General features: G+C 63.9%; 16 protein-coding genes. 12 read left to right on the top strand and 4 right to left on the bottom strand.

Annotated elements, in window-relative coordinates; all coding sequences use genetic code 11:
- Positions 1-12 precede the first annotated feature (12 nt).
- Genes RQI28_RS10390 through RQI28_RS10380 form a run of 3 tightly spaced genes read left to right on the top strand, consistent with a single transcriptional unit; the run spans position 13 to position 4,951 of the window.
- The gene (locus RQI28_RS10390; RefSeq protein ID WP_311223293.1) at positions 13-1,494 is read left to right on the top strand and encodes a class I SAM-dependent DNA methyltransferase; all 1,482 of its coding nucleotides are present in this window, start codon (positions 13-15) and stop codon (positions 1,492-1,494) included.
- An 11-nt stretch (positions 1,495-1,505) separates the two neighbouring features.
- Positions 1,506-3,233: a restriction endonuclease subunit S gene (locus tag RQI28_RS10385; RefSeq protein ID WP_311223292.1), complete on the top strand. Its 1,728-nt coding sequence runs from the start codon at positions 1,506-1,508 to the stop codon at positions 3,231-3,233.
- Entirely contained in the window at positions 3,230-4,951 is a 1,722-nt protein-coding gene (locus tag RQI28_RS10380; protein WP_311223291.1) for an RNA-binding domain-containing protein, read from the top strand. Before RQI28_RS10385 ends, RQI28_RS10380 begins: the two co-directional genes overlap by 4 nt.
- A 124-nt stretch (positions 4,952-5,075) precedes the next feature.
- Here RQI28_RS10380 and gyrB read toward each other — a convergent pair whose 3' ends face one another.
- From gyrB to dnaA, 3 genes are all read right to left on the bottom strand, one after another.
- Positions 5,076-7,697: a DNA topoisomerase (ATP-hydrolyzing) subunit B gene (gene gyrB, locus RQI28_RS10375; RefSeq protein ID WP_311223290.1), complete on the bottom strand. Its 2,622-nt coding sequence runs from the start codon at positions 7,695-7,697 to the stop codon at positions 5,076-5,078.
- 153 nt (positions 7,698-7,850) lie between these two features.
- Positions 7,851-8,969 carry a DNA polymerase III subunit beta gene (gene dnaN, locus RQI28_RS10370; RefSeq protein WP_311223289.1) on the bottom strand — a complete coding sequence of 373 codons (1,119 nt, stop codon included), beginning with the start codon at positions 8,967-8,969 and terminating at the stop codon, positions 7,851-7,853.
- Between the two features lie 156 nt (positions 8,970-9,125).
- Positions 9,126-10,547 carry a chromosomal replication initiator protein DnaA gene (gene dnaA / locus RQI28_RS10365; protein WP_311223288.1) on the bottom strand — a complete coding sequence of 474 codons (1,422 nt, stop codon included), beginning with the start codon at positions 10,545-10,547 and terminating at the stop codon, positions 9,126-9,128.
- A 321-nt stretch (positions 10,548-10,868) separates the two neighbouring features.
- Here dnaA and rpmH point away from each other — a divergent pair, with 321 nt between their 5' ends.
- The 8 genes from rpmH to RQI28_RS10325 all read left to right on the top strand — a co-directional run bounded on the left by rpmH (position 10,869) and on the right by RQI28_RS10325 (position 18,751).
- A complete protein-coding gene (rpmH, locus tag RQI28_RS10360) occupies positions 10,869-11,003 on the top strand; it encodes a 50S ribosomal protein L34 (RefSeq protein WP_005798102.1) in 135 nt (44 codons plus the stop codon).
- An 85-nt stretch (positions 11,004-11,088) separates the two neighbouring features.
- A complete protein-coding gene (locus RQI28_RS10355) occupies positions 11,089-11,661 on the top strand; it encodes a ribonuclease P protein component (RefSeq protein WP_311223287.1) in 573 nt (190 codons plus the stop codon).
- Positions 11,658-11,951 (top strand): membrane protein insertion efficiency factor YidD, encoded by a 294-nt coding sequence (gene yidD / locus RQI28_RS10350; RefSeq protein WP_311223286.1) that lies wholly within the window; start codon positions 11,658-11,660, stop codon positions 11,949-11,951. The genes RQI28_RS10355 and yidD overlap by 4 nt, the downstream gene beginning before the upstream one ends.
- Complete coding sequence (yidC, locus tag RQI28_RS10345) at positions 11,948-13,663, top strand: membrane protein insertase YidC (RefSeq protein ID WP_311223285.1); 1,716 nt, start codon at positions 11,948-11,950, stop codon at positions 13,661-13,663. The genes yidD and yidC overlap by 4 nt, the downstream gene beginning before the upstream one ends.
- A 149-nt stretch (positions 13,664-13,812) precedes the next feature.
- Positions 13,813-15,396 carry an ABC transporter substrate-binding protein gene (locus tag RQI28_RS10340; RefSeq protein WP_311223284.1) on the top strand — a complete coding sequence of 528 codons (1,584 nt, stop codon included), beginning with the start codon at positions 13,813-13,815 and terminating at the stop codon, positions 15,394-15,396.
- A gap of 258 nt (positions 15,397-15,654) precedes the next feature.
- Entirely contained in the window at positions 15,655-17,085 is a 1,431-nt protein-coding gene (mnmE, locus tag RQI28_RS10335) for a tRNA uridine-5-carboxymethylaminomethyl(34) synthesis GTPase MnmE (protein ID WP_311223283.1), read from the top strand.
- Between the two features lie 115 nt (positions 17,086-17,200).
- Positions 17,201-17,686: a cyclic nucleotide-binding domain-containing protein gene (locus tag RQI28_RS10330; RefSeq protein WP_311223282.1), complete on the top strand. Its 486-nt coding sequence runs from the start codon at positions 17,201-17,203 to the stop codon at positions 17,684-17,686.
- Positions 17,687-17,776: 90 nt separating this feature from the next.
- On the top strand, positions 17,777-18,751 hold the full coding sequence (locus RQI28_RS10325) for a hypothetical protein (protein WP_311223281.1): 975 nt from the start codon (positions 17,777-17,779) through the stop codon (positions 18,749-18,751).
- Between the two features lie 33 nt (positions 18,752-18,784).
- On the opposite strand, the gene RQI28_RS10320 is transcribed toward RQI28_RS10325, so the two are convergent.
- Positions 18,785-19,339, bottom strand: a complete 555-nt coding sequence (locus RQI28_RS10320) for an adenine phosphoribosyltransferase (protein WP_311223280.1) — start codon at positions 19,337-19,339, stop codon at positions 18,785-18,787.
- Between the two features lie 198 nt (positions 19,340-19,537).
- Here RQI28_RS10320 and RQI28_RS10315 point away from each other — a divergent pair, with 198 nt between their 5' ends.
- Entirely contained in the window at positions 19,538-22,663 is a 3,126-nt protein-coding gene (locus tag RQI28_RS10315) for an EAL domain-containing protein (RefSeq protein ID WP_311223279.1), read from the top strand.
- The last annotated feature ends 8 nt before the right edge of the window (positions 22,664-22,671 follow it).

Raw genomic sequence — 22,671 nt, 5'->3', positions numbered from 1 at the left:
AGTCTGCGTTCCATGTCCAACCTCACCCCCGTCATCAAATCCATCCAGGACGTCATGCGCCAGGACTCCGGCGTCGATGGCGACGCCCAGCGCATCAGCCAGCTCACCTGGCTGCTGTTCCTCAAGGTGTTTGATGCGCTCGAAGAAGAACTCGAAGCCACGCGCGACCACTACCAAAGCCCGATTCCCCAGGACATGCGCTGGCGCGCCTGGGCTGCCAACCCCGAGGGCCTGACTGGTGAAGCGCTGCTCGACTTTGTGGACAAGCAGCTCTTCCCGGCCCTCAAGGCCCTGAGCGCCGACCCCGCCCGGAACCCACGCGGCTACGTGGTGCGGGGCGTATTTGAAGACGCCTACAACTACATGAAAAGCGGCCACCTGCTGCGCCAGGTGGTCAACAAGCTCAACGCCATCGACTTCAACCGCCAGGCCGAACGCCACCAGTTCAACGACCTGTACGAAAAAATCCTGCGCGACCTGCAAAGCGCAGGCAACGCGGGCGAGTTCTACACCCCCCGCGCCGTCACCCAGTTCATGGTGGACATGACCAACCCCCAGTTGGGCGAAAGCCTGATGGACCCGGCTACTGGCACCGGCGGCTTCCTCGTCTGCGCCATCGAGCACCTGCGCAAGCAAGTGCACAACGCCGACCAAGAGGCCGTGCTGCAAAACAGCATCCGCGGCGTGGAGAAAAAGCAGCTCCCGCACATGCTGTGCGTCACCAACCTGCTGCTGCACGGCATCGAAGTGCCCAGCCAGATCGTGCACGACAACACCCTGGCCCGCCCGCTGCGCGACTACACCGCCGCAGACCGCGTCAACGTCATCCTCACCAACCCACCCTTTGGCGGCATTGAAGAGCCAGGCATCGAGGCGGGCTTCCCCGCCGACGTGCGCACCAAGGAAACCGCCGACCTCTTCCTCGTGCTCATCCAGCACCTGCTCAAACCCGGCGGCCGCGCCGCCGTGGTGCTGCCCGACGGCTTCTTGTTTGGCGAAGGCGTCAAGGCCCGCATCAAAGAACAACTGCTGCAGCACTGCAACCTGCACACCATCGTGCGCCTGCCCAATGGCGTTTTTTCTCCCTACACCCCGATCAAAACCAACCTGCTGTTCTTCACCAAAGGCCAGCCCACGCAACACATCTGGTACTACGAGCACCCCTACCCGCCGGGCGTGAAAAACTACAACAAGACCAAGCCCATCCGCATCGAAGAATTCGACCTTGAGAAAGCCTGGTGGGGCACCGAGGCCGACGGCTTTGCAGCCCGCGTGGAGAACGAGCGCGCGTGGAAGGTCAGCATCGACCAGATCAAAGTCGCGAACTACAACCTCGACCAGAAGAACCCCCACATCGGCGAACAAACCAGCCACGACCCGGAAGTGCTGCTGGCCAACTACGCCCGCCTGCAGGCCGAAGCCCAGGCCCTGCGCGATGAGTTGAAGGGCATCCTTGCCCAGTCTTTATCAGCCAAAACAGCCGCTAGCGCTTGATGGATAAGCGCATGCTGCTATCAAATCTGGATTTATTGGCCACCGCCCCTGGTGGCGTCGCCAAACTGCGCGAACTCATCCTCACCCTGGCCGTGCAAGGAAAGCTGGTGCCGCAAGACCCGGCGGATGAACCGGCGGGTGTGCTGCTGCAGCAGATTCGGGCGGAGAAGGACCGGCTTGTCGCCGAAGGCAAGATCAAGCGGGACAAGCCGCTGGCGGAGATTGCGGAGGAGGAAAAGCCGTTTGAGTTGCCGGTAGGGTGGGAGTGGGTGAGGTGGGCAAATGTTGCAATGAAGATTGGCGATATCGACCACAAGATGCCGTCTGAAGCTAAAGACGGTGTGCCCTACGTGTCACCTCGTGATTTTTATGGCACCAATGAAATTGATTTTGACGGGGCCAAGAAAATCGCGTACAGCGATTACGTCGAGCTGGCCTCAAAGATTCGGCCTGAAGCCGCTGATCTGATCTATCCCCGGTACGGAACTGTTGGTGTTGTTAGGAAGGTCACTACCGATCGTGAATTTCTCGCTTCCTATTCTTGTGCAGTTATTAAAGTCCTCCCTGGTTTCATAGAGCCTGATTACCAGTATCTGTTCTCCGTATCTGGGTGCGCCAAGGCGCAGGCTGCCAGCGCGACGAACAAGACTACGCAGCCAAACGTGGGTTTAAAAAGTATTCAAGAATTTTTGGTTCCGCTGCCTCCTCTCGCCGAACAATCCCGCATCGTCACCCGCGTCGAAGCCCTCATGCGCCTGTGCGATGCGCTGGAGGCCAAGGGCCAACTGGAGGCCGCGCAACACGCCCAACTGGTCAGCACCCTGCTGGGCACCCTCACCGCCAGCACCACGCCCGAAGAGCTGGCCGCCCACTGGCAGCGTGTGGCCCAGCACTTCGACCTGCTGCTCGACCGCCCCGAAGCCATCGACGCCCTGGAGCAAACCCTGCTGCAACTGGCCGTGCGCGGCCTGCTCGTGCCCCAAGACCCCACCGACGAACCCGCCAGCGCCCTGCTGCAAAAAATCCGCGCCGAAAAAGACCGCCTCATCGCCACCGGCCAGATCAAACGCGACAAACCCCTGCCGCCCATCACCGACGAGGAAAAGCCGTTTGAGTTACCGGTGGGGTGGGAGTGGGTGAGGTTGGGTTCTCTTGGAGAGTCGTTTGATTACGGGTCATCGCAGAAATCAGTGGATGACAGTGCTGCTGTTCCAATTTTGCGAATGGGCAATATCCAAGGTGGCCGAGTTGTCATGACCAACTTGAAGTACCTAAAAGACCTCCAGGGCGAATTGCCGTGTCTCCTTTTGCGTGAAGGTGACCTGCTTTTCAACCGTACAAACAGTTATGAGCTTGTAGGGAAGACAGGGTTGTTTGAGGGGTATGCACGCGAGATGACGTTTGCTTCCTATCTCATTCGCATACGGCTCATGGACGGTCTAGTGAACTCCGAGTACATCAATGCGTACATGAACACCCGTGACTGCCGCGAAAGTGAGATCGAGCCGGATTTGACGCAACAAACCGGGCAAGCGAACTACAACGGGACCAAGTTGAAAAGCATTCGAGTACCGCTCCCTCCCCTCGCCGAACAATCCCGCATCGTCACCCGCGTCACCGCCCAGCGCCGCCTGTGCGCCGACCTGCGCCAGCGCCTAGCCGAACGCCAGTCCGTGCAGGCCCGTCTGGCCGAGGCGCTGGTGGGGGCCGCCAGCCTTTCTTCGGAGCCTTGCTGGTGAATCCCACCTCCCTGCGAGCCACGTTGGAGTCCTTGCGGAGCCTGCCCCGCGAGCAGGCGGTGGTCGAGTTCAAGTCGAATTTCGCTGATCCCGAGAAGATCGGTGCCTATCTCTCGGGGCTGGCAAACACGGCCGCATTGCAGGGCCGCGACCGTGCTTGGCTCGTGTGGGGTGTGGAAGATGGCAGCCATCGGGTCCTGGGTACGGTGTTCGATCCCTTCCAGCAGAAGATTGGCAATCAGTCTTTGCAGATGTGGCTGCAGGTGATGACCCAGCCCCGTGCCGACTTTGCCTTCCATGAGCTGGACCATGACGGCCTGCGGGTGGTGATGCTGGAAATTCACCCCGCACGGGGTGCGCCCATGGCCTTTAAGCAAGCGCGCTATATCCGCGTGGACAGCCACTTGGTGAAACTGGCGGACTACCCCAGTCACGAAGCGCGCTTGTGGAGTGCGTTGGGCACATCAGAAGACTGGACCGGCGTGGTGGTGCCCGAGGCAACGCTGGATGACCTGGACCCGCAGGCCCTTGCCGCCGCACGGGTGCGCTACGCTGAGTATCTGGTGCGTGGTGAGCCAGACGCTTTGAAGCACGAGGCGATTCGTACCGAAGTGGCGGCACTGACGGTGCCCACCTTGCTGAACAAGGCGCGGGTAACCAAACAAGGACGAGTGACACGGGCAGCCTTGCTGCTGCTGGGCAAGGATGAGTCGTCGCACTTCCTGGCACCTGCGGACGCGAAGATGACCTGGGTGCTGCGCGATGCGGGCAACGATACGGTCACGTCACAGCCGTTTGGCGTTCCCTTTCTGCTGGCGACGGAGCAGCTGTGCGCCCGCATTCGCAATGTGACGCTGGACCATATGCCCGATGGTTCGCTGTTCCCCACGCCCGTGCCGCAGTACGACAACTGGGTGCTGCGCGAGGCGCTGCACAACTGCGTGGCGCACCAGGACTATGTGCTGGGCGGCAAGATCAATGTGGTGGAACACCCGGACCGGCTGGTGTTCAGCAATCTGGGGCAGTTCATTCCAGAAAGCGTGGCGTGGATGCTGGAGCACCAGCCGCCGCCGGAGCACTATCGAAACCAGTGGCTTGTCGACGCGATGATTCGTCTGCGCATGATTGAGCAAGCGGGCAGCGGAATACGGCGGATGTTCACAACCCAGCGTCAGCGCCTATTTCCGTTGCCTGACTACGAGTTTGGTCAGACCCCACAGGGGTTTCCGCGCGTGGAATTGACCTTGCAGGGGCGGATGCTGGATTCCAAATTTGCGCGGGTGTTGATGGCGCGCTCGGATTTGGGCTTGGGCCAGGTTCTGCTGCTGGACAGGGTGCAGAAGGGCCTGCCCCTCTCAGCTCCAGAGGCCCGGAGTTTGCGCGATCTCGGGCTCGTTGAGGGGCGTGCGCCCGGGTACTTCATCTCGGCCAAGATGGCGGATGCCTTGGGGCAGAAGGCGAAGTACATCCACCAGCGCGGTCTGGATGATCGGTACTACCAAAAGCTGGTACTGGACTATCTGCAGCAGTATGGGCAGGCCACCAGAACGGATTTGGACGCTTTGTTGCTTCGCAAACTACCAGACGTTCTTACTGACGTGCAGAAGGCCAACAAGGTCAAAAACTTGATGCAAAGCATGAAGCGGGCGGGGCTGATACAGCCGCATGGGGCACGCTCTGCGGCTGTCTGGCGTCTAAGCTTATCCGTGGTTAATTAACTAACCAATTCAGGTCGATTAACCATGGAATTTGCTGTAAGTCGTTGATTTATATGTTGTCTACGCAGCTTTTAAGCTGCTATTTAGACAACAGTAATCAGTTCGCCCAATATCAAGACCGACATCACACGTCGATGTTCGCCGCCCGCAATGCATTCGCCTCGATGAAGTTGCGCCGCGGCTCCACCTCGTCGCCCATCAGCATGGTGAACACGCGATCCGCCTCGATGGCATCGTCGATCTGCACGCGCAGCAGGCGGCGCACTTCGGGGTCCATCGTGGTTTCCCACAACTGCCCAGGGTTCATTTCGCCCAGGCCCTTGTAGCGCTGGCGGCTGGTGGTGCGTTCTGCTTCGCTGATGAGCCAAGCCATGGCCTGGCGGAAATCGCCGATCTTTTCTTCCTTCTGCTTGTCGCCTTCGCCGCGCAGGGCGCGGGCGCCTTCGCAGATGAGGCCGCGGAAGGTGTTGGCGGCTTCGGCCAATGCGGCGTAGTCGGCGCCGTGCACAAAATCTTGCGTGATGATGCTGCTGCGCACGTTGCCGTGGTGGCGGCGGCTGATGCGCAGGACGGGTTTGTCGGTGCGCACGTCGAATTCGCCGGCCACTTCGGCGGGAATGCCGTTGGTGGACAGCTCGCGCAGCTTGGCCTGCAGGGCGACGGCGCCGGCTTCAGCGTCGGCCACGGTGTCCAGGTTCAGGGTCACACCGTCGGCAATGGCGCGCAGGGCTTCCTGGTCCATAAAGGCAGACAAGCGCTCGATGACGTGCTCGGCCAACTGGTGCTTTTGCGCCAGCGTGGTCAGGGTTTCGCCGGTCAACGTTTGCGCGTTGGTGCCGCCGGTGGTGACGCTGGCGTCGCGCAGCGCTACGCGCAGCAGGAAGGTGTCCAGCGCCGGTGCATCCTTCAGGTACAGCTCTTCCTTGCCGTTCTTGACCTTGTAGAGCGGCGGTTGCGCAATGTAGATGTGGCCGCGCTCGACCAGCTCGGGCATCTGGCGGTAGAAGAACGTGAGCAGCAGCGTGCGGATGTGCGCGCCGTCCACGTCGGCGTCGGTCATGATGATGATGCGGTGGTAGCGCAGCTTGTCGACGTTGAAGTCGTCCGCGCCGCTCTTGCCGTCCACCAAGCCGCCGGCCTTGCCGATGCCGGTGCCCAGGGCGGTGATCAGCGTCAGGATTTCATTGGACGTCAGCAGCTTTTCATAGCGTGCCTTTTCCACGTTCAGGATCTTGCCGCGCAGCGGCAGGATGGCCTGGAACTTCCGGTCGCGGCCCTGCTTGGCGGAGCCGCCGGCGGAGTCGCCCTCGACGATGTAGATCTCGCACAGTGCCGGGTCTTTTTCCTGGCAGTCGGCCAGTTTGCCGGGCAGACCCATGCCGTCCAGCACGCCCTTGCGGCGGGTCATTTCGCGGGCCTTGCGGGCGGCTTCGCGGGCGCGGGCGGCCTCCACGATCTTGCCGCAGATGATCTTGGCGTCGACCGGGCGCTCCTGCAGGTAGTCGGTCAGCAGCTTGCCCACAATGTCTTCCACGGGCGCGCGCACTTCGCTCGACACCAGCTTGTCCTTGGTCTGGCTTGAGAACTTGGGCTCGGGCACCTTCACGCTCAGCACGCAACAGAGTCCTTCGCGCATGTCGTCGCCGGTCACTTCGACCTTGGCCTTCTTGGCGAACTCGTGCTCTTCGATGTACTTGTTGATGACGCGGGTCATCGCAGCGCGCAGGCCGGTCAGGTGGGTGCCGCCGTCACGCTGGGGAATGTTGTTGGTAAAGCACAGCACTTGTTCGCTGTACGCGCTGTTCCACTGCATGGCCACTTCCACGCCGATGTGGGTGCCGGGGATGCCGCCATACGTCTCGGCAGGGCGCTCGCCAGCCGCGTAGAACGAGGTGGGGTGCAGCACCGTCTTGCCCTTGTTGATGAACTCGACAAAGCCGCGCACGCCACCGGCGCCGGAGAAGTCGTCTTCGCGGCCGTCACGCTCGTCCTTCAAGCGAATGCGCACGCCGTTGTTCAAAAACGAGAGTTCGCGCAGGCGCTTGGCCAGAATCTCGTAGTGGAAGTCGTTGTTTTCTTTGAAGATTTCGGTGTCGGGCAAGAAGTGCACTTCGGTGCCACGCTTGTCGGTGTCGTCCAGCACCTGCATGGGCGAGACTTCGACGCCGTTCACGGACTCGAGAATGCGGTTCTGCACAAAGCCCTTGCTGAACTCCAGCACATGGACCTTGCCTTCGCGGCGCACGGTCAGGCGCAGCATTTTGCTGAGCGCGTTCACGCAGCTCACGCCCACGCCGTGCAGGCCGCCCGAAACCTTGTAGCTGTTCTGGTTGAACTTGCCGCCGGCGTGCAGCTCGGTCAGGGCAATCTCGGCGGCCGAGCGCTTGGGCTCGTGCTTGTCGTCCATCTTCACGCCGGTCGGAATGCCCCGGCCGTTGTCGGTCACGCTGATGGAGTTGTCTGAATGAATGGTGACGACGATGTCGTCGCAGTGCCCGGCCAGCGCTTCATCGATGGAGTTGTCCACCACTTCAAACACCAAGTGGTGCAGGCCCGTGCCGTCTGACGTGTCGCCGATGTACATGCCGGGGCGCTTGCGCACGGCTTCCAGGCCTTCGAGGATGGTGATGGAGCCTTCGCCGTAGCTTTCGCTGGCCCCTGCCTGATTGGTGTCGATCTTGTGCGTGGGCTGTGCGTCGCCGGCGCCGTTCTCGGAGGGCTCGGGCAGGTGGTTCTCAGCGGTCATGGATGGCTAGCCTCGGGGTCTGTGGAAACACAAGGTTTCCCAGTGGTCAATTCAGTATCAAACAGGGCTCTAGCGCTTGATGGATAAGCGCTTATTGCTATAAAAATAATAGCATTTGGTAGGCTGGCGCCAGAGCACATCACAGTGGCATCGTCAGATGCGCATCGGCATCACGACGTACTTGAAGCTCTCGTTCTCGGGAATGGTCAGCAGCGCCGAGCTGTTGCCGTCCGAGAGCTCCACCTTCACCATGTCCTGGCTCATGTTGGCCAAGGCGTCGATGAGATAGGTGACGTTGAAGCCGATCTCGATGGTGTCGCCGCCGTAGTCGATGTCGAGCTCGTCCACGGCTTCTTCCTGCTCGGCGTTGTTGGACGCCACGCGCAGCGTGCCGGGCTCCAGGTTCAGGCGCACACCCTTGAACTTGTCGCTGGTCATGATGGCCGTGCGCTGCAGGCTGGCCAGCAAGGGCGCGCGGCCCAGGGTCACGCCGTTCTTGTGGTTTTTCGGAATCACACGGTTGTAGTCGGGGAACTTGCCTTCGACCAACTTGGTGACGAACTCCATGCCGCCGAACGTGAACTTCGCCTGGTTGTTGGCGAATTGCATCTCGATGTGCGGCTGGTTCTCGCCGCCCGCGTCGGACAAGAGGCGCTGCAACTCCAGCACGGTCTTGCGCGGCAGGATGACTTCCTGCTTGGGCACTTCCACGTCCAACGTGGCGCTGGCAAAGGCCAGGCGGTGGCCGTCGGTGGCGACCAGGCTCAACTGCTTGCCTTCGGCCACGAAGAGGATGCCGTTCAGGTAATAGCGGATGTCCTGCACCGCCATGGCGAACGAGACCTGGCCCAGCAAGTCTTTCAGCACCTTCTGCGGCACGCTGAACGCGGGGCCGAAGGCGGCAGATTCCTGCACCAGCGGAAAGTCTTCGGCAGGCAGCGACTGCAGCGTGAAGCGGCTCTTGCCGCCCTTCAAGATCAGTTTGGAGGCTTGCGACTCCAGGCTCACCGTCTGGTCGCCGGGCATGGTCTTCAAGATGTCGATCAGCTTGCGCGCGCCCACCGTGGTGGTGAAGTCGCCGGTGTCGCCGCCCAGTTCGGCGGTCGTGCGGATCTGGATTTCCAGATCGCTGGTGGTGAGCTGCAGCGCGTTGCCCGTCTTGCGGATCAGCACATTGGCCAGGATGGGCAGCGTGTGCCGGCGCTCGACGATGCCGGACACCGATTGCAGAACCGCGAGAACCTTGTCTTGTGTTGCCTTGAGGACAATCATGTCGTCAACCTTCGGTGATTTTGGAAAACGTGCATGGACGGCGGCTCCACCCCTTGGAAACCGCAGGCCCCCCTCGGGCCGCCCAACACGCCATTTTGCCTCTGAAAGGGTTTGAAACCGCTGGCGCGTGTCATCCGAGCTGTCTTGTGCAAGTGGCTAGCCCTTCAAGGTCTGTTCCAGCACGTGCAATTGCTGGTTCAGCTCGGTCAGTTGCTGGCGCTCGCCAGAGATCTTGCGCACCGCGTGCAGCACGGTCGTGTGATCGCGCCCGCCGAACAGCTCGCCGATCTCGGGCAGGCTCTTTTGCGTCAGCTCTTTGGCCAGGTACATGGCGATCTGCCGCGGCCGTGCGATCGAAGCCGGCCGCTTCTTGCTGTACATGTCCGCCACCTTGATCTTGTAGTAGTCGGCGACGGTCTTCTGGATGTTCTCCACGCTGATCTGGCGGTTCTGGATCGACAGCAGATCGCGCAACGCCTCGCGCGCCAGCTGGATCGACACGTCCTTCTGGTTGAAGCGCGAATAGGCCAGGATCTTGCGCAGCGCGCCTTCGAGCTCGCGCACGTTCGAGCGCACGTTCTTGGCCACGAAGAAGGCCACCTCTTCGGGCATGTCGGCGCTTTCGGCGCGGGCCTTGTTGATCAGGATCGCGACGCGCATTTCCAGCTCGGGCGGCTCGATGGCCACGGTCAGGCCTGAATCGAAACGCGAGACCAGCCGCTCGTGGATGTTGGCCAGGCCCTTCGGATAGGTGTCCGACGTCATCACGATGTGGCTCTTCTTGGTCAGCAGAGCCTCGAACGCATTGAAGAATTCTTCCTGCGTGCGGTCTTTGTTGGCAAAGAATTGCACATCGTCGATCAGCAGCAGATCGAGGGAGTGATAACGCTCCTTGAACTCGTCGAACGTGCGCCGCTGGTAGGCCTTAACCACATCCGACACGAACTGCTCTGCGTGGATGTAGAGAACTTTCGCATCGGGCTTGTCCTGCAGCAGGCGGTTGCCCACCGCGTGCATCAAATGGGTCTTGCCCAGACCGACGCCGCCGTAGATGAAAAGCGGGTTGTACAGGTGGCCCGGCGAGCCCGCCACATGCATGGCGGCCGAGCGCGCCATGCGGTTGGCGGTGCCTTCCACCAGCGTCTCGAAAGTGAGGGCGGCATTCAGCCGCGTGCGAAACACACCAGCGCCGGGCGCCGATTCGTCAGAGGATGATTGCGATGGCTCGCTGTGCTGCGTTGGCTCTGCAGACGGCGGGCGAACGTATGTGCGTACAACGCTTTCCCGCTGAGCGAGCGCTAACTCCAGAGTGACGGGTTGGCCGTAAAGACCTTCGAGCAAAGCAGCGATGCGACCGGCGTACTGGGCGCGGATCCAGTCCAGCTTGAAGCGATTGGCCACCAGCACGGTGACCTTGGTGAAGTCAGGCGCGACCTGGGCGGCCAACGGCTTGATCCAGGTGTTGAACTGCTGCTCGGGCAGGTCTTGCGCCAGCTGTTCCACGCAGGCTTGCCACAACCCCTGGCCGGCGTCGTCACCTGGCTCGTTCAGCGGATTGTGGGAGGGTTCCTCGGTCATTTCAGGGTTTTCTTTTTGTGGATAGGAGGAACGGTTCAAGGGGGACGATTCTAGCTTGTCAAGGAGTTATCCACAACGCGGCGGAGCTTGTCCCGACGGTGCGGCAGGCCATCCGACGCACCGGTTGCAGGGCCGATGGAACGGGCAACCCAAGCGAGCAAGGATTGCCACGCGTACGCAAGCCTGCAATAATCTCCGGTTTCCCTGAATGTGTTCAGGGTGATGAAGCCCGGGCGGCCTTTTTCTCTTATTCGTGGGAAGTTGCTCGGCGGCGCATGCCTCTGACGGGGCGGGCCCGTAACTGACCCTCAAGGATCGATCATGAAACGTACTTATCAGCCTTCCAAGACCCGCCGCGCCCGCACCCACGGTTTCCTCGTGCGCATGAAGACCCGTGGCGGCCGTGCCGTCATCAACGCTCGCCGCGCCAAGGGCCGCAAGCGCCTGGCCGTCTAAGCACGCAGGCCGTCCGGCTTTCGGCCCACCGCCTCTTCTTCTTGCTGCCTTGCGCTGCCACGTCCCCCACCGGGACATCGCTGCCATGCACCGGCTGAAGACCCGTCCGCAGTTCCAGGCCGCCATGGCCGGGGGCACCGTCTCCCGCACCGCACACTTTGCGTTGCACCGGCTGGGGCTGGAGGGCGGTGGTTCCACCGTGGCCAATTCGACTGCTGCCTCGCCTTCCACAGGGCCCGGTCCCTTGCCGACAGCGCAGGGGCCGCAGGCCCTGTTTGGCGTTGTGGGCGGCCAGTTGCAAGGGCCGTGGATGGGCGCCATGGTGCCCAAGCGCTGGGCGCGACGCGCGGTGACGCGCAACGCCATCAAGCGGCAGATCCACGCCGTGGCGGCCACGTTCGAAGCCCAGTTGCCGGTGGCGGCCCATGTGGTGCGGCTGCGGTCTACCTTTGACCGCAAGCAGTTCCTCAGTGCCACCTCGGACGAACTGAAGCGGGCCGTGCGTGCCGAGCTGCTGCAGCTCTTCACCTACGCTGTGCGGCGCTCCGGCGCTGACCGGGCTGCATCGACGGCTGCACCTGCCGCTGTGCCGATGGTGTCGGCCGAGCAGCCCGCAAGCCCCCCGCCCGAGCCGGCATCCACCGGAATCACGGCATGATGCGTGCGCTGCTCATGGGCATCGTGCGTGGCTACCGGCTGCTGCTCAGCCCCTGGCTGGGCTCGGCCTGCCGGTTCGAACCCACGTGCTCGGCCTATTCGCTGCAGGCGCTTGAACGCCACGGCGCTGCTGCGGGCAGCTACCTCACCCTGCGCCGGCTGGCGCGGTGCCACCCTTGGTGCGACGGCGGGCTCGACCCTGTGCCCGACGTGCCACCGCGCGGCACGCGCCTGTTTTCGCGGCTGATGCCTTCCGCCTCCCCCTCGTCCTCACCTAAGAAGACTTCATGAACGACATTCGCCGCACCATTCTGTGGGTGATCTTTGGCTTCTCCATGGTCCTGCTCTGGGATAAATGGCAGATCCACAACGGCAACAAGGCCACATTCTTCCCCGCTCCAGCCACGCAGACGGCAGAGGCTCCGGCCGCTGCCACGCCGGCATCCGCATCGGCTGCCACTGGTGCCAACAGCGTGCCGGTGGCTCCAGCGGCCAACGCGCCCGCTGCGGGTGCGCAGCAAGTGCCGGGCGGCATTGTTCCCCCGGCGCAGGCGGCTGGCCGCGAGCGCGTGACCGTCACCACCGACGTGCTGCGCCTGGGGTTCGACAGCGAGGGCGGCTCACTCGTGCACGGCGAGCTGCTGCAGCATGCCGACATGGGCGACAAGACCAAGCCTTTCGTGCTGCTCGACGAAAGCGCCCAGCGCGTCTACCTGGCGCAGACCGGGCTGATCGGCGGCAACTTCCCCACCCACAAGACGCCGATGACCGTGGTGCCCGGCTCGCGCACGCTGGGCGATGGCGAGAACGAACTGAGCATCCGCTTCGAGTCGGCCGACCTGGGCGGCGTGAAGCTGGTCAAGACCTGGACCGTCAAACGCAGCGCGTACGACATTGCGGTCAAGCATGAAGTGGTCAACACCGGCACGGCGCCCGTGTCGCCCAAGCTGTACCTGCAACTGGTGCGCGACGGCAACAAGCCGCCGGGTGAGTCGTCGTTCTATTCCACCTTCACCGGCCCGGCCGTCTACACGGAAGCCAAGAAGTACCACAAGGTCGAGTTCAAGGACATCGAGAACGGCAAGGCCGAAATCGACAAGTCGGCTGCCAATGGCTACGTGGCCATGGTGCAGCATTATTTCGCTACGGCCTGGCTGCTGGGCGACGGAATCCAGCGCGACCTGTTCGTGCGCAAGGTGGACGCCAACCTGTACTCGGTGGGCATGATCACGGCGGTGGGCGAAATCGCACCGGGCCAGTCCAAGGCCATCGACGCACGCCTGTTCGCCGGCCCGCAGATCGAAACGATGATGGAAAAGCTGGCCCCCGGCCTGGAACTGGTCAAGGACTACGGCTGGCTCACCATCCTGTCCAAGCCGCTGTACTGGCTGCTCGACCAACTGCACAAGATCCTGAACAACTGGGGCTGGTCCATCGTGGCGCTGGTGATGCTGCTCAAGATCCTGTTCTATTGGCTCAACGCCAAGGCCTACGCCAGCATGGCCAAGATGAAGGCCATCAACCCCAAGATCATGGAGATGCGCGAGCGCCTGAAAGACAAGCCGCAGCAGATGCAGCAGGAGATGATGCGCATCTACCGCGAGGAAAAGGTCAACCCGATGGGCGGCTGCTTCCCCATCATGATCCAGATCCCTGTGTTCATCGCGCTCTACTGGGTGTTGCTGTCCAGCGTGGAAATGCGCAACGCGCCCTGGATCGGCTGGATCCGCGATCTCTCTTCGCCTGACCCGTTCTTCATCCTGCCTTTGCTGATGACGGCCAGCTCGCTGCTGCAGACCGCGCTGAACCCCGCGCCACCAGACCCGCTGCAAGCCAAGATGATGTGGTTCATGCCGCTGATCTTCAGCGTGATGTTCTTTTTCTTCCCGGCCGGCCTGGTGCTGTACTGGTTGACGAACAACATCTTGTCGATCGCGCAGCAGTGGATCATCAACACCCGCATGGGCGTGCCGCCGCAGTTCAACCTGCCCAAGTTCCGCTGACGCAACCTGCGCCCCGCAATGGTGCACCGCCTGTGCGGAGCGCCATTCGGGCAATCCCCAACGGCCACCTTCGGGTGGCCGCTGTCATTTCGGTACGTTCATTGCTAGGCTGTGTGCTTCCCTACTGATCCTTTTGTGGAGGCATGTTGATGAAACAGCAGCGTTTGACTTTTACCCTCGGCGCCGTGGCGCTTGCCGCGTTCATGGCCGCAGGCTCGGCCGGTGCAGCCACCATGCGCTGGGCCGGTGCGAATGACATCCTCACCGCAGACCCGCACGCGCAAAACCACCAGACGACACACGCTTTCCTGCAGCAGGTGTACGAAAGCCTGGTGCGCTATGACCAGAAGTACCAGCTGCAACCCGCGCTGGCAACCAAGTGGACCCAAGTGTCCCCCACGCAGGTGCGTTTCGAGCTGCGCCAGGGCGTGAAATTCCACGATGGTGCGCCGTTCACCGCCGATGACGTGGTCTTCTCGCTGACCCGCGCGATGACGCCGCCCTCCAACATGCAGTCGGCCGTGCAGAGCGTGAAAGAAGTCAAGAAGGTCGACGAGTTCACCGTGGACCTGATCTTGAAGGGCCCCAACCCCGTGCTGCTGCGCGAGCTGACCGAGGCGCGCATCATGAACAAGGCCTGGGCCGAGAAGAACAACTCGACCAAGGCGCAGGACTACGCGGGCAAGGAAGAGAACTTCGCCTCGCGCAACGCCAACGGCACCGGCCCGTTCAGCCTGGTCGGCTGGCAGCCTGACGTGAAGGTCACGCTCAAGAAGAACGCCGCCTGGTGGGACAAACCCACGGGCAACATCGACGAAGTGGTCTTCACGCCCATCAAGTCCGCCGCCACGCGCACCGCCGCGCTCATTTCGGGCCAGGTCGATTTCGTCGTCGACCCACCCACGCAAGACTTGGCCCGCATGAAGGCCAGCCCCGACATCAAGCTGATCGAAGGCGCCGAAAACCGCACCATCTACCTGGGCTTGGACCAGTTCCGGGACGAGCTGCCGGGCGTTCCCGGCAAGAACCCGCTGAAAGACAAGCGCGTGCGCCAGGCGCTGTACCAGGCGGTCGATTCGGCTGGCATTCACAGCCGCACCATGCGCAACCTGTCGGTGCCCGCAGGCACCATGATCGCGCCCATGGTCAACGGCTGGAGCAAGAGCCTGGACGAGCGCGCTGCCAAGTACGACGTCGAAGCCGCCAAGAAGCTGCTGGCCGACGCCGGCTACCCCGACGGCTTCCCGCTCAAGCTCGACTGCCCGAACGACCGCTACGTGAACGACGAGGCGATCTGCCAGGCCGTCACCGCCATGTGGACGCGCATCGGCGTCAAGACCTCGCTGCAGGCCGCGCCCATGTCGCAGTTCGTCAGCCGCGTGATGAACAACGACGTCAGCGCCTACCTGTTCGGCTGGGGCGTGGCCACGTTCGATGCTCTCTATTCGCTCGACTCGCTGATGTCCACCAAGCAGGGCAAGACGGCTGCCGGCGTGTACAACGGCGGCCGCTTCAGCGACCCCAAGCTCGACGAGATGATCGGCCAGATCAAGGTGGAGATGGATGCGCCCAAACGCGACGCGCTGATCGCCAGCGCGCTGAAGCTGGTCAAGGATGAGTACTACTACATCCCGCTGCACCACCAGATTCGCCCCTGGGCGATGGGCAAGCGCGTGGATACGCAACACCGCGCTGACGACCGTCCGATGCCTGCCTGGACGACCATCAAGTAAACGCTTGAAGGCAACGCTGCTGCGCCCCTGAAATGGCGCTGCGCTGAAAACGCTATTAAAAATATAGCTGCCAGCGCTTGATTCATAAGCCTTTGGATATGAAAGATATCTGAAGTGCCCTGAAATCAAGCGCTGGCAGCTATTCTTTTTGATGGGTATCGCTGCAATGGCCCCGTCGCGCAAGGTCTGGGTAAACGACGGCAGGGCTATCATCGCCGCTCCTTTTTGCCCGACCCGCCTGCCGGTCCCCTCGCGCCCATGCTGCCCCGCCACACCGACCCCATCGCCGCCGTTGCCACCGCTCCCGGGCGCGGCGCCGTGGGCATCGTGCGCGTGTCGGGCAAGGGCTTGGGGGCGCTGGTTCAGGCCCTTTGCGGCCGGGCGTTGAAGCCGCGCGAGGCCACCTATCTGCCGTTTCGCGATGCGGCGGGCCAGCCCATCGACCAGGGCCTGGCGCTCTACTTTCCCGCGCCGCACAGCTACACCGGCGAAGACGTGCTGGAGCTGCAGGCGCACGGCGGGCCGGTGGTGCTGCAGCTGCTGCTGGCGCGCTGCCTCGAAGCCGCTGCCGCGGTGGATGGCGCCAGCGGCGCGCACGTGCTGCCCGGCCTGCGGCTGGCGCAGCCCGGTGAATTCACCGAACGCGCCTTTCTCAACGACAAGATCGACCTGGCCCAGGCCGAAGCCATTGCCGACCTGATAGACGCCAGCACCGAAGCGGCCGCGCGCAGCGCCAGCCGCTCGCTGGCCGGCGCGTTCTCGCAAGAGATCCATGCGCTGCGCGACGCGCTCGTGCACCTGCGCATGCTGGTCGAGGCCACGCTGGACTTTCCTGAAGAAGAAATCGACTTCCTGCGCAAGGCAGACGCGCACGGGCAGCTATCGAATCTGCAGCAGACCCTGGCGGGCGTGATGCGCCGCGCCACGCAGGGCGCGCTGCTGCGCGAAGGCATCAAGGTCGTCATCGCCGGGCAGCCCAACGCGGGCAAAAGCTCGCTGCTGAACGCCCTGGCCGGCGCCGAACTGGCCATCGTCACGCCGATCGCCGGCACCACGCGCGACAAGGTGCAGCAGACCATCCAGATCGAAGGCGTGCCGCTGCACGTGATCGACACGGCCGGCCTGCGCGAGAGCGATGACGAGGTGGAAAAGATCGGCATCGCCCGCGCCTGGGACGAGATCGCCGCCGCCGATGCGGTGCTGTTCCTGCACGACTTGAGCCGTGCTGATGCTCCTGAATACATAGCTGCGGAGGCCCAAGTAGCAAGCGCTATCGGCCAAAAAGTGCTTGAAAACGTGCCAGTCATCGACGTATGGAACAAGCTCGATTGCCTGGTGGGCGACGTGGTCGCCGTGGGGTCAACCGATACCTCCCGCCCGTCCGTGCGGCTGTCCGCGCGCACCGGCGCCGGGCTTGATGCGCTGCGGCGCCTGCTGCTGGAGGTGGCCGGCTGGCAAGCCGCTCCCGAAGGCCTCTACATCGCCCGCGCCCGCCATATCGCCGCGCTGCAGGCGGTGGATGGCCACCTGATGGAAGCGGCGGCCCAACTGCACGCGGCGGGGCCGGCGCTCGATCTGCTGGCCGAAGAACTGCGGCTGGCGCAGCAGGCACTGAACGCCATTACCGGCGAGTTCACGTCCGACGACCTGTTGGGCGTGATCTTTTCCAGCTTCTGCATCGGCAAGTGATGCCCGCGCCGGCCGGTGGGCGCGACGGCCGTCGCGCCCCAGGTTGTAATCAGGCGTAAGGGCTGCTTGTGCAGTGCGGCATTCACGGGTACGGTCGCCGCCGATGAGCGCCGTCATGAACACTCCCACCTCCCGTCCCGACATGCGTCTGCTGCTGCAGGCGCTGCAGTCGGAGTCCGCGTCGGAAGACGGCATGGACAACGTGCTGAACCCCGAGCAGTGGGATGCACTGGCGCCTTACCTGCTGCCGCTGTCGCTGCCCACGGGCCATGTGCTGTTTCGCCAGGGCGAGCTGGACCGCACGCTCTATCTGGTTGAAAGCGGCAGCCTCAGCGTGCATTTCGAAGATGAGAAAGCCCGGCTGCGCCTGGCCATGGTCAGTGCGGGCTCCATCGTGGGAGAGGGCGGCTTCTTCTCGCACCGCCCCCGCAACGCCACCGTGCAAACCAGCGCACCCTGCGTGCTGTGGAGCCTGACGGCAATGCGCTTCACCGAACTGGCCAACCGCCAGCCTTCCGTCGCTTTGCAGGTGACGATGGCCGCCGGGGCCGTGCTGGCGCGCCGCCTGAGCAACCGCCGCCGTCGTATCGCCGCCACCTGAGCGCCTGGGGGACGCCTGGGCCTCTGTGGCAGCGCGTTGGCGGGCTACACTCGATTCGGATCTTTTTCCCGCGCTATCCGAAGGTACGGCATGTCTCTGTTCAGCTGGTTTTCCCGCAAAAAAACGCCACAGCGTTCCGGTGTGTCGGCGCCTTCGGCGCAGCTGAGCTCCCACGCGGCCCTGTCGCCCTCTGCCGGGCGCCCCAACGGCCGCGTGCCGGTCGAGCCGCATCTGCAGCCGCCGGCCGACCCTGCTCCCCTGCGCCGCAACGAACGCATGGAGCGCCGCGAAATGCTCTACACCGTGGTGCGCGACGCCATGGTGCGGGCCGGTGTACTGTCTGCGGGCTATAAATTCAAGGTGCTGTCGCTGGACCAGCGCGGCCACCAGTTTCTGGCCATGGTCGATCTGGCGCGCGAATACGGCGGCGAAACAGTGCGCCTGAGCGAGATCGAGTCGCTGATCGCGCAGACGGCCAAGTCGCGGTTCGACATTCAGGTCACGGCGGTGTATTGGCGTATCAACGACCAGGTGGCAACAAGCGCTGCTGCACCTGCTGCTGCCGCGACCCCACCCACTGCTGCGGCTGCGCCCACGTCGCCATCGTTGCAGCCGGCGCCGCTTGCGCCGCCGGTGGTGGTGGCGCCTGTGGTGCGCCCAGCGCCCATCCTGCCGCCCCGTCAGGCGCCCGCTGCGGCGCCTCAGCCACCGGCCACCGCCGCAGCGCCTGCCGTCGTGCAGCCTGCTGCTGCCTTGCCCGCTGGCGCGGCTGTGGGCATCGCTGCGGCAACAGTTGCCGCCACGGCAGAAACTCCGCGCTCTGCTGGGCGTTTCGAGCCGATCGAAGCCGACGAAGTGGAAGCCTTCAAGCGTGCGTTGCTCAATGCTGCTTCGGCCCGCCCAGCCGCATCTGCGGGCGCACCGGCGGTGCTGCCGGGCGAGACCGTGCGCACAGGCCCGCTGCGCACGCCCACTTACGGCCGCACCGGGTTTGAAGACACCGAGATGCCAGCCCCGGATTCGCGCCTGCCCGATCTCAGCAACACGCAGTACGGGCAGCTGTAATCCATCCGCCTCACCCCGAGGGTCTGCGCGCCTTCAATGGCCGGAGAAGTCCACCAGCGTGAAGAGCGGCAGCCCTGCCTGTGTCAGACGCCGCGAGCCGCCCAACTCGGGCAGGTCGACAATGGCCGCGCCTTCGGTGACGGTGGCGCCCAGCTTCTCCAGCAGGTTCTTGCCGGCCATCATGGTGCCGCCGGTGGCGATCAGGTCGTCGATCAGCAGCACCCGGTCGCCGGGTTTCACCGCGTCGGCATGCAGCTCGACGGTGGCGCTGCCGTATTCGAGTTCATAGGTTTCCTCGACCGTGGTGAAAGGCAGCTTGCCTTTCTTGCGAATCGGCACGAAGCCGACGTTCAGCTCGTAGGCCACCACCGCGCCCAGAATGAAACCGCGCGCGTCCAGCCCGGCCACCACGTCGGGCCGCAGCGCGCGGTCCATGTAGCGGTGAACGAACGCGTCGATCATCACGCGGAACACCTTCGGGTCCTGAAGCAACGGTGTGATGTCCCGAAACTGCACGCCAGGCGCCGGCCAGTCTGCCACGGTGCGGATGTGCTGGCGCAGGTAGTCGTTGACGCTGAAATGCTGCATGTGGGTGCCGAGATAGGGGGAGAGAATGGATGGAAGGGCGCGGGGGCAAGCGGTGTGGACAGAGGGGGCCTGCCGTGCAGCCCGGCCGCCCTTCCAGTGTAAACAGGGGCATGCTCCCGTCGCATAATGGCCGCGTCGGCACCGACACGCCCAGCCTCCGCGGCCTGCGGGGCCTTTCTCGATGAAAGCTCGGCGCCCATGCCCATTTCCGTACTGCTTGTCGACAGTGATGCGGCCCACTCCCGGGCGCTGGTGCGCGCTTTGGCCGACGCCTGGCTGGGCTGGCGTGTCGAGTTGGCACCCACGGTGGCCGATGCCTGGCAACACCTGGCGGCGGGTGGCTTCGACGTCATCGTGGCAGCCGAGCAACTGGCCGACGGCGGCGCATTCGATGTGCTGGAAATGGCGCACGACGTTCCTGTGTTGATGGCGGTGCCAGAGGGCGGCGCCGACCGGGCCGCGCCAGCCCTGCGCCACGGCTTCCGCGACTTCATCGTTCGCGATGCGGCCCACGCCTACCTGCTGGCCGTGCCGGCCCAAATCGAAGCCGTGCTGGAGCAATTCAGTGCGGCGTGCGCACGCGAGGCGGCACAAACGCTGCAGGCGCGCGAGCACCGTGTGCTGAACGCCATCTCGCAGGCGCAATCGCTTTTCATCGGCGGCGACGCCTCTGCCGCGTTCAGATTGCTGCTGAAGGAGCTGCTGGCGCATACGTCCAGCCACTGCGGTTTTCTGGCCCGTGTGCAGCAGGATGAGACAGTGCCTTCATCACCAACTTCATCACCCACGTTGCCCTCGCCGGTGGCGCAGCCCGCAGTCGCCGGCCAGGGCCGTGCGCGTGCGTTGCGGATGCTCTGCGTCGCCGGATCCTGGCCGCCAGGTCAGGCTCCGGCCGAAGACAGCGCCTGGACGCTACCCGCTACGGCACAGGCTCCCGAAGGACTGCTGGTGCAGGCGCTGGCCTCCCAGGCGATGGTCGTTCAGGAGCGCAACGCAAGCTCGGGCAGCGACTGGCCGGACGGTGTCGTGCCCGCCCAGCCTTGCGCTGCCCAGTCCTTCACGGTCGGTGGTGAGCCGGTAGCGCTGCTGCTGCTGGCGGGCCGGGCCGGCGGCTATGCGAATGACCCCCTGCGCGGCCTGCAGCCCTTGCTGGGTACGCTCGTGCAGATGGAGATGGCGCAGCGCGCAGAGTCCGCGCGCCGTGCCTCCGAAGATCAGCTGGCCAGCACCACCGCGCGCCTGGTGGAGCAGACCCGTGCGCTGGAGGGCACCCTGGCGGCCGTGGCCCAGGGCATCACCAACGTCGATGCGCAAGGGCGCATCCGCGTCTACAACCGCCGCTATCTTGAGCTGCTGGACCTGCCCGAGTCCTTGTTGGAAGGCGCCCCGAAAGTGGAGGACGTGGTGCGCTTTCAGGCCGAGCGCGGCGATTTCGGCGACGCCTTTCATGCTATCGAGCCCAGTGCGCGCGATTACGTCCGCTCTGAATACGCCGCGCATGGCGGGCGCCTGCAGATGCCCGAGGTGTACCTGCGCCGCACCCACACCGGCCGCCACGTCGAAGTGCGCACCCGGCCGCTTGATGGCGGCGGGCGCGTGCGCACCTTCACCGACGTGACCGACTACGTGGCGACGCAGGAGGCGCTGCGCACCAGTGAGTCGCGCTGGCGCAGCCTGACCCAGCTGTCGTCCGACTGGTACTGGGAGCAGGACGCCCAATTCCGCTTCGTTCGCATGGAAGGCGCGCACCGGGTGAACATCGGCCTGCCAGAGGAAGGGTTTCTGGGCAAGACCCGTTGGGAGCTGCCTTCCCGAGGCTTGTCGGAGGCGCATTGGCAGGCCCACCAGGCGCAGTTGCAGGCGCGGGAGGTGTTCCAGGATCTGCAGATGCAATACAGCGGTGACGACGGTTCGCAGACCTGGGTGTCGATCAGCGGGGAGCCGTTCTACGGCGCGGAAGGAGAATTTTTGGGCTACCGTGGCGTGGGGCGCGACATCACCGAGCGCAAACGCGCCGAGGCGGAAATCGAGCGGCTGGCATTCTTTGACGAACTCACTGGCCTGCCCAATCGCCGCCTGGTGATGGACCGCATCGAGCGAGCCATCGCCATCAGTGGCCGCGTCGGCAATTACGGAGCACTGCTGTTCCTCGATCTCGACAACTTCAAAAGCATCAACGACACCCTGGGCCATGAATGGGGCGACCAACTGCTGGTGCTGGTGGCGCGGCGACTGGCAGCCGGCCTGCGTTCCAGCGACACCGTGGCGCGCATCGGCGGCGACGAATTCGTGGTGGTGTTGCCTGGCTTGCACGAGCATGAAATGGCGGCGGTGGTGGAAGCCAAAGTGGTCGGCCAGAAGCTGCTGGGGCTGCTGAACCTGCCCTACATATTGGGTGGCCGGGAGGTGCACAACACCCCCAGCATTGGCGCGGCGCTGTTCAACGGTCGCAGCCAGACGGTGCATGAGCTGCTGCAGCGCGCCGACCTGGCCATGTACCAAGCCAAGGCGCAGGGGCGCAACACGCTGTGCTTTTTCGATCCGGCCATGCAGGCGGCCGCTTCGGCCCGCTCGGCGCTGGAGGCCGACATGCGCCTGGGGCTGCAGCGGTCGGAATTTTTCCCCCATTACCAGCCCGTGGTGGATGCCGATGGGCGCGTGCTCGGAGCCGAGGCGCTGGTGCGCTGGCAGCACCCGCAGCGTGGCATGGTGTCACCTGGCGAATTCATCGCGGTGGCGGAGCAGACCGGTTTGATCATGCCGCTGGGGCGGTTGATGCTGCGCGTCGCCTGCGAACAACTGGCGCAGTGGTCCGCCCAGCCGGAAACGGCGGACTGGACCGTGGCCGTGAACGTCAGCGCGTACGAGTTCCGTCATGCCGGCTTTGTGCAGCAGGTGGTGGCTGCGCTGCAAGAAAGCGGGGCAAGCCCGCGCCGGCTGAAGATCGAGTTAACGGAGAGCCTGTTGTTGCAGGACGTGGAAGACACCATTGCCAAGATGCAAGTGCTGCGCGAGCAGGGCGTCGGCTTCTCGCTCGACGATTTCGGCACCGGCTACTCGTCGCTGGGCTACCTCAAGCGCTTGCCTCTCGATCAGTTGAAGATCGACCAGAGCTTTGTTCGCGACGTGCTTACCGACCCAAACGACGCCGCCATCGCCTGCACCATCGTGGCCCTGGCGCACAGCCTGGGCCTGGATGTGGTGGCCGAAGGCGTGGAAACCGAAGGCCAGCGCGAATTTCTGCTACGCAACGGCTGCCGGCGCTTTCAAGGCTATCTGTTCGGTCGCCCGGCGCCTGCCGATCAGCTGGCGACCGCGCACTGACAGGGCGC

It is taken from the genome of Acidovorax sp. WCS2018Noco2-16 (genome assembly GCF_031843945.1).
Classification (GTDB): domain Bacteria; phylum Pseudomonadota; class Gammaproteobacteria; order Burkholderiales; family Burkholderiaceae_C; genus Paracidovorax.
The sequence above is the reverse complement of the archived record's forward strand: the minus strand, read 5'-3'. Positions and strand labels throughout refer to the sequence as shown.

Coding starts and splice junctions, on each gene's coding strand:
- RQI28_RS10390 (WP_311223293.1), top strand. CDS start 13: ATGTCCAACCTCACCCCCGTCATCAAATCCATCCAGGACGTCATGCGC.
- RQI28_RS10385 (WP_311223292.1), top strand. CDS start 1,506: ATGCTGCTATCAAATCTGGATTTATTGGCCACCGCCCCTGGTGGCGTC.
- gyrB (WP_311223290.1), bottom strand. CDS start 7,697: ATGACCGCTGAGAACCACCTGCCCGAGCCCTCCGAGAACGGCGCCGGC.
- dnaN (WP_311223289.1), bottom strand. CDS start 8,969: ATGATTGTCCTCAAGGCAACACAAGACAAGGTTCTCGCGGTTCTGCAA.
- dnaA (WP_311223288.1), bottom strand. CDS start 10,547: ATGACCGAGGAACCCTCCCACAATCCGCTGAACGAGCCAGGTGACGAC.
- rpmH (WP_005798102.1), top strand. CDS start 10,869: ATGAAACGTACTTATCAGCCTTCCAAGACCCGCCGCGCCCGCACCCAC.
- RQI28_RS10355 (WP_311223287.1), top strand. CDS start 11,089: ATGCACCGGCTGAAGACCCGTCCGCAGTTCCAGGCCGCCATGGCCGGG.
- yidD (WP_311223286.1), top strand. CDS start 11,658: ATGATGCGTGCGCTGCTCATGGGCATCGTGCGTGGCTACCGGCTGCTG.
- yidC (WP_311223285.1), top strand. CDS start 11,948: ATGAACGACATTCGCCGCACCATTCTGTGGGTGATCTTTGGCTTCTCC.
- RQI28_RS10340 (WP_311223284.1), top strand. CDS start 13,813: ATGAAACAGCAGCGTTTGACTTTTACCCTCGGCGCCGTGGCGCTTGCC.
- mnmE (WP_311223283.1), top strand. CDS start 15,655: ATGCTGCCCCGCCACACCGACCCCATCGCCGCCGTTGCCACCGCTCCC.
- RQI28_RS10330 (WP_311223282.1), top strand. CDS start 17,201: ATGAACACTCCCACCTCCCGTCCCGACATGCGTCTGCTGCTGCAGGCG.
- RQI28_RS10325 (WP_311223281.1), top strand. CDS start 17,777: ATGTCTCTGTTCAGCTGGTTTTCCCGCAAAAAAACGCCACAGCGTTCC.
- RQI28_RS10320 (WP_311223280.1), bottom strand. CDS start 19,339: ATGCAGCATTTCAGCGTCAACGACTACCTGCGCCAGCACATCCGCACC.
- RQI28_RS10315 (WP_311223279.1), top strand. CDS start 19,538: ATGCCCATTTCCGTACTGCTTGTCGACAGTGATGCGGCCCACTCCCGG.